Origin of the sequence: Dechloromonas agitata is5, from assembly GCF_000519045.1 — a bacterium.
In the GTDB taxonomy this organism is placed as follows: domain Bacteria; phylum Pseudomonadota; class Gammaproteobacteria; order Burkholderiales; family Rhodocyclaceae; genus Azonexus; species Azonexus agitatus.
The window spans coordinates 2,677,105-2,689,340 of the sequence record NZ_KI912532.1; the positions used below are offsets into that span (position 1 = coordinate 2,677,105).

The 12,236-nt window shown below is 63.3% G+C and carries 7 protein-coding genes; 5 read left to right on the forward strand and 2 right to left on the reverse strand.

The window, feature by feature from the left end; genetic code table 11:
• Positions 1-134 precede the first annotated feature (134 nt).
• A complete protein-coding gene (locus K420_RS0113050; protein ID WP_027458456.1) occupies positions 135-2,582 on the forward strand; it encodes a sensor domain-containing protein in 2,448 nt (815 codons plus the stop codon).
• The gene (nudC, locus tag K420_RS0113055) at positions 2,579-3,367 is read left to right on the forward strand and encodes an NAD(+) diphosphatase (protein WP_027458457.1); all 789 of its coding nucleotides are present in this window, start codon (positions 2,579-2,581) and stop codon (positions 3,365-3,367) included. Before K420_RS0113050 ends, nudC begins: the two co-directional genes overlap by 4 nt.
• On the opposite strand, the gene K420_RS19000 is transcribed toward nudC, so the two are convergent.
• On the reverse strand, positions 3,364-4,179 hold the full coding sequence (locus K420_RS19000; protein WP_232422778.1) for a dynein light intermediate chain family protein: 816 nt from the start codon (positions 4,177-4,179) through the stop codon (positions 3,364-3,366). The genes nudC and K420_RS19000 overlap by 4 nt on opposite strands.
• 120 nt (positions 4,180-4,299) lie before the next feature.
• Here K420_RS19000 and purL point away from each other — a divergent pair, with 120 nt between their 5' ends.
• Positions 4,300-8,262, forward strand: a complete 3,963-nt coding sequence (gene purL, locus K420_RS0113065) for a phosphoribosylformylglycinamidine synthase (RefSeq protein ID WP_027458458.1) — start codon at positions 4,300-4,302, stop codon at positions 8,260-8,262.
• A 112-nt stretch (positions 8,263-8,374) separates the two neighbouring features.
• On the opposite strand, the gene K420_RS0113070 is transcribed toward purL, so the two are convergent.
• On the reverse strand, positions 8,375-9,580 hold the full coding sequence (locus K420_RS0113070) for an amino acid aminotransferase (RefSeq protein ID WP_027458459.1): 1,206 nt from the start codon (positions 9,578-9,580) through the stop codon (positions 8,375-8,377).
• 76 nt (positions 9,581-9,656) lie between these two features.
• Between K420_RS0113070 and uvrB the strand changes: the two genes are divergently transcribed.
• Together uvrB and K420_RS0113080 are read left to right on the forward strand one after the other, a co-directional pair.
• On the forward strand, positions 9,657-11,729 hold the full coding sequence (gene uvrB / locus K420_RS0113075) for an excinuclease ABC subunit UvrB (RefSeq protein WP_027458460.1): 2,073 nt from the start codon (positions 9,657-9,659) through the stop codon (positions 11,727-11,729).
• Positions 11,726-12,208, forward strand: a complete 483-nt coding sequence (locus tag K420_RS0113080; RefSeq protein ID WP_027458461.1) for a low molecular weight protein-tyrosine-phosphatase — start codon at positions 11,726-11,728, stop codon at positions 12,206-12,208. The genes uvrB and K420_RS0113080 overlap by 4 nt, the downstream gene beginning before the upstream one ends.
• Positions 12,209-12,236: the final 28 nt, after the last annotated feature.

A 12,236-nucleotide genomic window follows, 5' to 3' on the forward strand; every position in this document is an offset into this window, starting at 1 on the left:
AGCGTTAATAAATCCACAGGGCTATATTCCGATTCGAGGCAGAGTAATCCGATATCAACAACAGTCCGCGCCACCGCAAGGGCGAGGCGCTGTCCATTCGATGGGGCGATACACAGGAATGCCGCAGGCCAGCGATGACTGAATCTCCGATCACCCACACCGCCTTGCTCGATAGCCTGGCGGCACCGGTCTGTGCCAAGGATTTGAACGGGCAGTACACCTATGTGAACGACATGGCCTGCATCATGTTGGGGCGCCAACGGGATGAGATCCTCGGCCGGACCGACCGCGCGTTGTTCGGCGATTCACTGGCCTCCAGGCTGGAGGCCTGCGACGCCCGGGTGCTACGGAGCGACAGCCAGGTCGCGTGTGAATTCGTGCTGCCCGACGGCAGCGGCGGCGAACGCTGCTACTGGATCGTCAAGCAGCCGCTGCACGATACCCATGGCGCACTGGTCGGCCTGGCCGGCATCGCCACCGACATCACCGACCGCAAACAGCAGGAACTTGAACTGGTCGCCCTCAAGAACAAGTTCGCCGCGACCCTGCAGGCCCTGCCGGACCTGATGTTCGAAGTGGATCTCGAAGGCCGTTACATCGACTGTCATGCGCGCCAGGAGAGTTTGCTGGCCGCCCCCCGGGATGACCTGATCGGCCGCACGGTGCATGAGGTGCTGCCGCCCGATGTCGCTGCCACCTGCATGCATGCCCTGCACGAAGCGCAGGACAAGGGAATCTCGACTGGCTCGCAGTTCCGCCTGCTCTTGCCGGAAGGCGCCCGCTGGTTCGAGTTGTCGGTGGCGCAAAAAGCCAGTCCGGACAAGCAGCTGCCGCATTTCATCGTGCTCTCGCGCGACATCACCGACCGCAAGAATGCCGAGCACGCCTTGCGGGAAAGCGAATCCTTGATGCGGGCCATCGTGGACAACACACCGGTCGAGTACTGGGCGCGCGATCTCGATGGTCGCTGCATCATGGAAAATGCGCTGATCGTCAGGCACTGGGGCAGCCTGCTCGGCAAGCTGCCCCAGGATTCCAGCGCCAGTCCGGAAGAGCTCGCCCTGTGGCTGGACAACAACCGCCGGGCCTACCAGGGCGAAGTGGTCGAGGACGAGGTCGAATACCGGGTCGAGGGCGAGGCCAGGGTTTTTCGCAATGTCGTGGCGCCGATCAAGGTGGATGGAAAAATCATCGGCATCGTCGGTTTCAACCAGGATGTCACCGACCGCAAGCGGGCCGAGGACGAAATCCATCGCCTGGCCTTCTACGACCCGCTGACGCACCTGCCCAACCGGCGGCTGATGTTCGACCGCCTGCAGCACGCGCTGATCGGCAGCGGCCGGCGCAAGCGCTACGGTGCCTTGCTGCTCATCGACCTCGACAACTTCAAGTATCTCAACGACACGCATGGTCATGAAGTGGGCGACCAGTTGCTGATCGAAGTGGCCAAACGCCTGAAAAAGCGTATCCGGCAAGGGGATACGGCTGCCCGTCTGGGCGGCGACGAATTCGTCGTCATCCTCGAAGACATCGATGGTACGCTGGATGGCTCCATCCAGGCCGAGCTGATCGGTGAGAGTATCCGGGTCGAGTTGAACCAACCCTTTAACCTGGCCGGCCTGCCCAATGCGTGTCCAGTCGATTACCACTGTTCGTCCAGCATCGGTATCGCGCTCTTCGACGGCGTCAAGGTCACTGCTGAGGAGCTGTTGCGCCGGGCCGATACCGCCATGTACCAGGCCAAGGCGGCGGGGCGCAATACGCTGCGTTTCTTCGATCCCGAGATGCAGGCGGCTGTGACGCTGCGCGCCGCGCTCGAAACCGAGTTGCGTCAGGCGGTCGACCAGGAGCAATTCCAGCTCCATTACCAGCTGCAGGTGGATGCCGCCGGACACCCGGTCGGTGCCGAGGCCCTGTTGCGCTGGATGCACCCGGTCCGGGGCATGGTGTTGCCGGCCAGCTTCATCACCCTGGCCGAGGAAACCGGCCTGATCGTTCCGCTCGGCCGCTGGGTGCTCACCGCCGCTTGCCGGCAACTGGCGGCCTGGGCCGGGCAGCCGGCAACCGCCGGGCTGACGCTGGCGGTCAATGTCAGTGTCCGGCAATTCAGGCAAGCCAGCTTTACCGAGCAACTGCGCGGACTGCTGGCCGAAACCGGTGCCTCGGCCCAACGCTTGAAGCTGGAAGTGACCGAAAACCTGCTGCAGGAAGAGGCGGAGGCGGTCATCGGCCGTATGGCGGAGCTCAAGCAACTCGGTATCCATTTCGCGCTGGACGATTTCGGGACAGGCTATTCGTCGCTCGCCTACCTCAAGCGCCTGCCGCTGAACCAGCTGAAGATCGATCGCTCCTTTGTCCGCGACGTGCTGAGCGACCCCAACGATGCCGCCATCGCCGAAACCATCGTCACCCTCGGCAACAGTCTAGGCCTGGAGGTGATCGCCGAAGGGGTCGAGACCGAGGAGCAGCTACGCTTCCTGGCCGGGATCGGCTGCCGGCAGTACCAGGGCTTTCTGTTCGGCCACCCCGTGGCGGCCGGCGACTTCGCGGCAGCGATGCCGATGCGGGACGCCGCGGCATGACAACGCCGGCCTACTGGGTATTGCGTTGCGACAACCGCTTGCTGATCGTCGACGGCGACGGGGCTGCGCCATTCCCGTTCGGTTTGCCGATCGAGATGGGTTCCCCGGCCAGCCCTCTGGCGGTAGGGACATGGCAGGGCGTCCCCTGCCTGGCGGCCGACGTGATGGCGTTTCCCCGGCTTGCCCACGGCGAGGCTGCGCCTTTGCGCAGCGTGTTCGAGCTGGCCGGCGACGCGGCCTTCGCGCTCGCCGGGCGGGCGGTCCAGCTGCTCGACTGGCAGCGGCAGCACCGCTTCTGCGGCCAATGCGGCACGCCGACCGAGCGTCTGGAGCATGAGCACGCCACGCGCTGCCCGGCCTGTGGCCTGATCGCCTACCCCCGCATATCGCCGGCCGTCATGGTGCTGGTCTGCAAGGGCGACCAGTTACTGCTCGCCCGCAGCCCGCGCTTCAAGCCTGGCGTGTTCAGCGCCTTGGCCGGTTTCGTCGAACCGGGAGAAACCCTGGAACAATGTGCCCGCCGCGAGGTGCGCGAGGAGGTCGGAATCGACATTGCCCATCTTCGTTACTTCGCCAGCCAGCCCTGGCCCTTTCCGAATTCGCTGATGGTCGCCTTCCTGGCCGACTACGCAGGCGGAGAGATCACGCCGGAACCAGCCGAAATCGAGGCGGCCGGATGGTTCTCACCGGGGGCCTTGCCGCTGTTGCCCGATCCGGTCAGCATTTCGCGACGCCTGATCGACGCGGCTTGTGCCGAGCTCCATTCGGCCCATCGCCGCGCCTAGTAGCAGCGATTGCCCCGCATGCGGCTGAAGCCGGGATCGTTGTTGCGTCCCGGCCGGATACAGATGGTCACACCCAGCGAGCGGGCTGCCCGGTCGATGTCCGGCGGAAAGGGCGCAAACGGCAGCGAACGCTCGATCACTGCCCGGATGAAGGCGACTTCATCCGCCTGGTCGGCTGCATTCAGCACGGTGAAGGATTTCAGCGAACCATCCGGATTCAGGCGGAACTGCACGGCAGCAGTCTGTACGCCCTGATGACGACGCCCGTTATTGACGAAACCGGCACTCCGATTGAGGCGGCGGACCAGGCCGTCCATGTACAGTTCCACACTGAACGGATCGGCTGGCGGGGCATTCGGCCGCAATTCAAGCAGGGCTTCGGCTGCCGCATCCTCGCGGGCCAGTTGTTGCCCGGCTTGGCGCGCCATGGCGAGCGAACGCTCGGCCAGCGGCGGCTGCGGCGTCTTCCGTGCCTGCTCGGCCAGTTCGTTCAGGAAACCGTCCATCTCGGCTTTTTCGGCGGCCGTCCAGGCCGGTTGGGCCTGCGGACGATGTCCCTTGTCGGTCGTCATCACACGGGTGCGAGGCGCGGCCTTGCTGATCTTCGCTTCTGACGAGCGGGCCGGTGGTTCGACGCTACGCTCCGGCGGCCGTGGACGGGACGCCAGCCTGGCCTGCAATGGTGGGGCGGCCGGCGGGGTGCCGGCCGGCTCATCGTGCGGCAGGAAAAGCAGCAGGGCGTGGATCGCCAGCGAGACGGCGAGGGCCGATGGCAGTCCGCGCCGCTTGCCGGTGGGCTCGAAAGAGGACATCGGCGGCATTCTATGCGGCCAAGTGCCTGTCTGTGCAGCAAATGCGACGCGCTGGCCCGGTCCCCATCCCTTGGTCGGGTATAATGCCCGCCTCTCCGCCTAACCAGAAATCACCATTCCATGGCCGACATTCTTTGCCTCAAGGGCGACGCCGCCTTTTCTGCTTTCCGCCTGCAACGCCTGCTCGCCCGCCTTACGGCGGCGGTGTCGGACATCGAATCGGTGACCGCCGATTACTGGCACGTCATTGCGCAAAAGCGCGCGTTGTCTGCCGACGAGCGCGCCAAGCTGGCCAAGTTGCTGGAAGAAGTCCCGGTCGGCGAAGACAAGGGGGAACTGTTCCTGGTCGCGCCGCGCATCGGCACCATTTCCCCGTGGTCGTCGAAGGCGACCGACATCGCTTTCAATTGCGACCTGGAGCCGGCCATCGAGCGTATCGAGCGCGTCGTCGCTTTCCATGTTGTCGTCAGGAACGGTCGTTCCCTGACGGCCGATGAGCAGAAGACTGTCGCCGGCCTGCTGCACGACCGGATGACCGAATCGGTGCTCAAGGCTTTCGCCGACGCCGGCGAACTGTTCCGCCATGTCGCACCGAAGCCCCTGTCGACCGTCGATGTGTTGACCGGCGGCAAGGCTGCACTGGTCGCCGCCAACGGTACGCTGGGCCTGGCCCTGTCCGACGATGAAGTGGACTACCTGCTCGACATCTTCACCAAGGCTGGCCGCAATCCGACCGATGTCGAGCTGATGATGTTCGCGCAGGCCAATTCCGAGCATTGCCGTCACAAGATCTTCAACGCATCGTGGATCATCGATGGCCAGGCCAAGGACAAGACCCTGTTCGGCATGATCCGCGAGACGCACCAGGCCCACCCGCAGGGTACCGTGCTGGCCTATGCCGACAACGCCTCGATCATCGAAGGCGCGACCATTCCGCGCTTCTATCCGGATGCCGACCGCGGCTACAGCTACAAGGACGAGCTGACCCACATCCTGACCAAGGTCGAGACGCACAACCACCCGACGGCGATCTCGCCTTTCCCGGGTGCCTCCACCGGCTCCGGCGGTGAAATCCGCGACGAGGGCGCTACCGGCAAGGGCTCCAAGCCGAAGGCCGGCCTCTGTGGCTTCTCGGTTTCCAACCTCAACCTGCCGGATGCCCCGCAGCCGTGGGAAAAGGCCTACGGCCGCCCGTCGCGCATCGCCTCCGCCCTTGACATCATGCTCGAAGGCCCGATCGGCGCCGCCGCCTTCAACAACGAATTCGGCCGCCCGAACCTGACCGGCTACTTCCGTACCTACGAGCAGGATGTGGCTGGCGTGGTGCGTGGCTACCACAAGCCGATCATGATCGCCGGTGGCCTGGGCAGCATCCAGGCCGAGCAGTCCTTTAAAGAGCCGACCTTCCCGGTCGGCACGCTGTTCGTGCAACTCGGTGGCCCCGGCATGCTGATCGGCCTCGGCGGTGGCGCGGCCTCGTCGATGACCGCCGGCGTCAATGCCGAAGACCTCGACTTCGCCTCCGTCCAGCGCGGCAACCCGGAAATCCAGCGCCGCGCGCAGGAAGTCATCGACCGCTGCTGGCAGATGGGCGCCCCGAAGGTCGACATCCAGCAGCCGGGCGACGGCAACCCCATCCTGTCGATCCACGACGTCGGTGCCGGTGGTGTTTCCAACGCACTACCGGAACTGGCCCATTCCGGCGAAGTCGGTGCCAAGTTCGAACTGCGCGAAGTGCCCATCCTCGAACCGGGCATGTCGCCGGCCGAAATCTGGTCGAACGAATCGCAGGAACGCTACGTGCTGGCCATTCCGCCGGGCCGTATCGACGAATTCCGTGCCCTGTGCGAACGCGAGCGTTGCCCGTTCGCCGTGGTTGGCGAGGCGACCGGCGATGGCCACCTGACCGTCACCGACCGTCACTTCAACGTGAACCCGGTCGACATGGAAATGGAGGCACTGCTCGGCAAACCGCCGCGCATGACGCGCGACGTGACCACGCTGCCGAGCAGTTTCGTGCCCTTCGACGCCGTCTCGCTGGAACTGAAGGACGCCGCCTATCGCCTGATGAAACTGCCGGCCATCGCCGACAAGACTTTCCTGATTTCGATTGGTGACCGCTCGGTCGGTGGCATGACCGCCCGCGACCAGATGGTCGGGCCGTGGCAAGTGCCGGTGGCCGATGTCGCCGTGACCACCATGGGCTACCAGGGCTACCTCGGGGAAGCTTTTGCCATGGGCGAGCGCACCCCGGTCGCCGTACTCGACGCACCGGCCTCCGGCCGTATGGCAATCGCCGAATCGCTGACCAACCTGGCCGCTGCCGATGTCGGCATGCTCGACAAGGTCAAGCTCTCTGCCAACTGGATGGCCCCCTGCGGCGTGCCGGGCGAGGATGCCCGCCTGTACGCCACCGTCGAGGGCATTTCCGAGTTGTGCAAGCAGATCGGTATCTCGATCCCGGTCGGCAAGGATTCGCTGTCGATGCGTACCGCCTGGGAAGAGGGCGCCGAGAAGAAGCAGGTCGTGTCGCCGCTATCGCTGATCATCACGTCGTTCGCCGCCGTGAACGACGTGCGCAAGACGCTGACCCCGGTACTCGACCGCGAGTGCGGTGAATCCGACCTGATCCTGATCGATCTCGGCAAGAACCGCCTCGGCGGCTCCTGCCTGGCGCAGGTGTACAACGCCACCGGCGACGATGCGCCGGATGTCGACGAACCGGCCAAGCTGAAAGCCCTGTTCGATACGGTTCAGAAGCTCAATGCCGATGGCCTGATCCGCGCTTACCACGACCGTTCTGATGGTGGCTTGTTCGCTGCTGCGGCCGAAATGGCTTTCGCCAGCCGCTGCGGTGTGACACTGGATCTCGACGGCATCTGCTTCGATGCTGCCGCCCTCGATGTCGACGGCGCCGAAAAGCGCCCCGACCTGATGGCCGGCCGCGATTTCGAAAAGGTCGTCCGTGTCCTGTTCAACGAAGAAGTCGGTGCGCTGATCCAGGTCAAGCGCGACGACCGCTCCACCGTCACCGCCGCGCTGCGCGAGGCTGGGCTGGCCTATCACTTTGTCGGCATGCTCAACGAATGGGATGAAATTCGCGTCATCCGCAATGCCAAGAAGCTACTGCGTGAGAAGCGTGTCGATCTGCAGCGTGCCTGGTCGGAAACCAGCTACCAGATGCAGGCGATGCGTGACAACCCGAGTTGTGCCCAGCAGGAATACGACCGCATCCTCGACACCAGTGACCCCGGCCTGTCGCCGAAGCTGACCTTCGATCCGCAGGACGATTTCACGAAGGTCTACCTGCAGCTCGGCGCCAAGCCGCGCATGGCCATCCTGCGTGAGCAGGGCGTCAACAGCCACTACGAAATGGCGGCGGCGTTTGATCGTGCCGGTTTCGCCTCGGTCGACGTGCACATGAGCGACATCCTCGCCGGCCGCGTCAATCTCAAGGACTTCAAGGGCCTGGTCGCCTGTGGCGGCTTCTCCTACGGCGACGTGCTCGGTGCCGGCCAGGGCTGGGCCAAGACCATCCTGATGCACGAAGGCTGCCGCGACGAGTTCGCCGAATTCTTCAACCGCAAGGACACCTTCGCGCTGGGCGTCTGCAACGGCTGCCAGATGATGAGCGCCCTCAAGTCGCTGATCCCCGGCGCCGAACACTGGCCGGCGTTCCGCCGCAACCGCGTCGAACAGTTCGAGGCCCGCTTCGTACAGACCGAAGTGCTGGCCTCGCCGTCGCTCTTCTTTACCGGCATGGAAGGCTCGCTGATCCCTATCGTCGTCTCGCACGGCGAAGGCCGCGCCGTCTTCGATAACCCGGCTGATCAGGCCAAGTGCCTGTCGGCGCTGCGCTATGTCGACAACAAGGGCGAGCCGACTGAGGTCTATCCCTACAATCCGAACGGTTCACCGGGTGGCCTGACCGCCGTGACCACTGAGGACGGCCGCTTTACGATCATGATGCCGCACCCGGAGCGCGTTTTCCGAACCGTGCAGATGTCCTGGCATCCGGCCAACTGGGGCGAGGATGCGCCGTGGATGCGCATGTTCCGTAACGCCCGCCGCTGGGTTGGCTAACGCCGCATCGACCAGAGGAAAGAAGCCTCTCGCATCTTTCAACTGGATGCGGGAGGCCAAAAAGAAAGGGAGCCAATCGGCTCCCTTTTTCATGTGGATTGCAGCAAGCTGATCAGGCGGTCACAGCGGCGATGGCCTTGGCAACGTAATCCAGGTTCTTGGTATTCAACGCAGCCAGGCAGATGCGGCCGGTCGACACGGCGTAGATGCCGAACTCGTCCTTCATGCGTTCAACCTGGGCGGCGGTCAGGCCAGTGTAGGAGAACATGCCGCGCTGCTGGGCGACGAAGGAGAAGTCCTGGGCACAGCCGGTTGCCTTGATGGCATCGACCAGGCCACTGCGCATGGCGCGGATGCGGTCACGCATGCCGGCCAGCTCGGCTTCCCACTGGGCGCGCAGTTCGGCAGAAGCCAGAACGCTGGCCACCAGGGCGCCACCGTGGGTCGGTGGGTTGGAGTAGTTGGTGCGGATGACGCGCTTGACCTGCGACATGACGCGGCCGGCTTCTTCCTTGGAGGCGGTGACGATGGACAGGGCGCCGACGCGTTCGCCGTACAGCGAGAAGTTCTTGGAGAACGAGCTGGAAGCGAAGAACTGCAGGCCGGACTTGGAGAAGGCGCGAACGGCGACGGCATCGGCATCGATACCGTCGGCGAAGCCCTGGTAAGCCATGTCGAGGAAGGGCACCAGGCCACGTTCCTGGCAGACGGCAACCACTTCGGCCCACTGGGCGTCGGACAGGTCGGCGCCGGTCGGGTTGTGACAGCAAGCGTGCAGGACGATCACCGAACCGGCATCCAGGCCCTTCAGGCAGGCCATCATGCTAGCGAAGTTCACGCCACGCGTGGCGGCATCGTAGTACGGATAATTCTCGACCACGAAACCAGCGGATTCGAACAGGGCGCGATGGTTTTCCCAGGACGGGTCGCTGATATAGACTTTGGCGTTCGGGTTCAGGCGCTTTAGGTAGTCGGCGCCGATCTTCAGGGCGCCGGTGCCGCCCAGGGCCTGGGCGGTGATCACCTGGCCGTTGGCCAGCAGTTCGGAGTCCTTGCCGAGCAGTAGCTGCTGGACGGCGGTGTTGTAGGCCGGGTTGCCTTCGATCGGCTGGTAACCGCGCGGCAGGGCTGCCTTTACGCGGGCATCCTCGGCGGCCTTGACGGCAGCCAGCAGCGGAATCTTGCCGTTGTCGTCGAAATACACGCCAACGCCCAGGTTGACCTTGGTGGTGCGCGTATCGGCGTTGAAAGCTTCGTTCAGGCCGAGGATAGGATCGCGCGGGGCCATTTCCACCGCAGCGAAGATCGAAGAGGACATAGGAACTCCGTGGAATAATACGAACAATGATCACGCCGCCCGCTGGCTGCGCGAGAGAAAACCGAAGAATTCTAGCATGAGCCAAACGAACACCTGCACGCCGGTCGTCACCTTCGAGGACAGTCCTTTCCGTCTGCATCAACCGTTTCCGCCAGCCGGCGATCAGCCCGAGGCGATTCGCTTGCTGGCCGAAGGAATCGAGGACGGCCTGTCCTTCCAGACCTTGCTCGGTGTAACGGGCTCGGGCAAGACCTACACGATGGCCAACGTCATTGCCCGCCTGGGGCGCCCGGCCTTGGTACTCGCCCCGAACAAGACGCTGGCTGCCCAGCTCTATTCGGAATTCAAGGAGTTTTTCCCGGAAAACGCCGTCGAGTACTTCGTTTCGTATTACGACTACTACCAGCCGGAAGCCTACGTGCCGTCGCGCGATCTATTCATCGAGAAGGACAGCGCGATCAACGACCACATCGAGCAGATGCGCCTGTCGGCGACCAAGAGCCTGATCGAGCGGCGTGATGTGGTGATCGTCGCCACCGTTTCCTGCATCTACGGCATCGGCGACCGCGACGAATATCACAACATGATCCTGACCATGCGGGTCGGCGACAAACTCGACCAACGCTCGATCATCAAGCGCTTGTCGGACATGCAGTACGAGCGCAACGAGATGGATTTCCATCGCGGCACCTTCCGCGTGCGCGGCGATGTGATCGACATTTTCCCGGCCGAACATGCCGAACACGCCATCCGGGTTTCCCTGTTCGACGATGAAATCGACGGCCTGCAGTTCTTCGATCCACTCACCGGCCACCTCTTGCACAAGGCCCTCCGCTTCACGGTCTTCCCCGCCTCGCATTACGTCACGCCGCGTACCACGGTGTTGCGCGCGATCGAGGCGATCAAGGAGGAGTTGCGCCTGCGGATCGATTTCTTCACTGCGAACAACAGGCTGGTTGAAGCGCAACGCATCGAGCAGCGCACCAAGTTTGATCTTGAAATGCTCGACCAGATCGGCTTCTGTAAGGGCATCGAAAATTATTCCCGGCATTTCTCCGGGCGCAAGGCGGGCGAGGCGCCTCCGACGCTGATCGACTACCTGCCGCCAGATGCGTTGATGTTCATCGACGAATCGCACGTCGCCATTGGACAGGTCGGCGGCATGTACAAGGGCGACCGTTCGCGCAAGGAAAACCTTGTCGATTACGGCTTTCGTCTGCCGTCAGCCCTGGATAACCGGCCGCTAAAATTCGATGAATTCGAAGCCCGCATGCGGCAAACGGTGTTCGTTTCGGCGACGCCCGCCGATTACGAACAGCAGCATGCCGGGCAGGTGGTGGAACAGGTTGTCCGGCCGACCGGCCTGATCGACCCGGGTGTCATCGTTCGCCCGGCCTCGACCCAGGTCGATGATCTGCTGGTCGAAATCGGCAAGCGTATCGCCGTTGGCGAACGGGTTCTCGTCACGACGCTCACCAAGCGCATGGCCGAAGACCTGACCGATTTCCTCGGCGACAACGGCATCAAGGTCCGCTATCTGCATTCCGATATCGATACCGTCGAACGCGTCGAAATCATCCGCGACCTGCGCTTGGGCGAATTCGACGTCCTAGTCGGCATCAACCTGTTGCGTGAAGGCCTGGATATCCCGGAAGTATCGCTGGTTGCCATCCTCGACGCCGACAAGGAGGGCTTTCTGCGCTCCGAGCGCTCGCTGATCCAGACCATAGGCCGGGCGGCGCGACACATCCATGGCACAGCGATCCTCTATGCTGATACAGTTACGCAATCCATGCAGCGTGCCATCGCCGAGACCGAACGGCGGCGGGAAAGGCAGATCAGCTTCAACCAGCGGCACGGTATTACGCCGCGCGGGGTGTCGAAGAAGATCAAGGACATCATCGACGGCGTTTACGATGTCGAAACGGCCCAGACCGAACTGAAGGCTGCCCAGCAGCAGGCAACCTACGATGCCATGGACGAAAAAGCAGTTGCCAGGGAGATCAAGCGGCTCGAAAAACAGATGCTGGAGTGCGCGAAAAACCTGGAATTCGAAAAAGCGGCGGCGGCCCGCGACGAACTCTTCCGGCTCAGGGAGCGGGTGTTCGGTGCGGCCCGGCACGACCCTGACGGAGATGAGACAAAATGACTTTTCGCGTGCTACTGGTCTGCATGGGGAATATATGCCGCTCCCCAACTGCAGAAGGTGTTTTGCGTCACTTCATTAAAAACAATAGGTTGGGTGATAAAGTTGAAGTTGACTCTGCGGGAACGCACGGCTACCACGTCGGCGAAGCTCCAGATTCGCGTACCCAGCGTGCCGCCTCAGCCCGGGGCTACAACCTGTCGCAACTGCGAGCGCGCAAGGTGGCGCGCCAGGATCTGGATTATTTCGACCTGATTCTTGCCATGGACAAGAGCAATCTCGACAACCTGCGGCGCATGGCAACACCGGAACAGCAGGAGCGCATTGGTCTGTTCATGCACTACGCCAGGAACTTCGATGACGACGAGGTACCGGATCCCTACTATGGCCTCGGTCATGGTTTCGATCTCGTACTCGACATGGTCGAGGACGCTTCGCTGGGCCTGATCGAGGACATCAAGCAACGCCTCGGGCGTGGCTGACGCACTCATTTTCGGCAGCTAGAAAAGG

What these genes read in the sequence shown, in the direction of transcription:
- K420_RS0113050 (WP_027458456.1), top strand. Translation starts at nt 135, where the DNA reads ATGACTGAATCTCCGATCACCCACACCGCCTTGCTCGATAGCCTGGCG.
- nudC (WP_027458457.1), top strand. Translation starts at nt 2,579, where the DNA reads ATGACAACGCCGGCCTACTGGGTATTGCGTTGCGACAACCGCTTGCTG.
- K420_RS19000 (WP_232422778.1), bottom strand. Translation starts at nt 4,179, where the DNA reads ATGTCCTCTTTCGAGCCCACCGGCAAGCGGCGCGGACTGCCATCGGCC.
- purL (WP_027458458.1), top strand. Translation starts at nt 4,300, where the DNA reads ATGGCCGACATTCTTTGCCTCAAGGGCGACGCCGCCTTTTCTGCTTTC.
- K420_RS0113070 (WP_027458459.1), bottom strand. Translation starts at nt 9,580, where the DNA reads ATGTCCTCTTCGATCTTCGCTGCGGTGGAAATGGCCCCGCGCGATCCT.
- uvrB (WP_027458460.1), top strand. Translation starts at nt 9,657, where the DNA reads ATGAGCCAAACGAACACCTGCACGCCGGTCGTCACCTTCGAGGACAGT.
- K420_RS0113080 (WP_027458461.1), top strand. Translation starts at nt 11,726, where the DNA reads ATGACTTTTCGCGTGCTACTGGTCTGCATGGGGAATATATGCCGCTCC.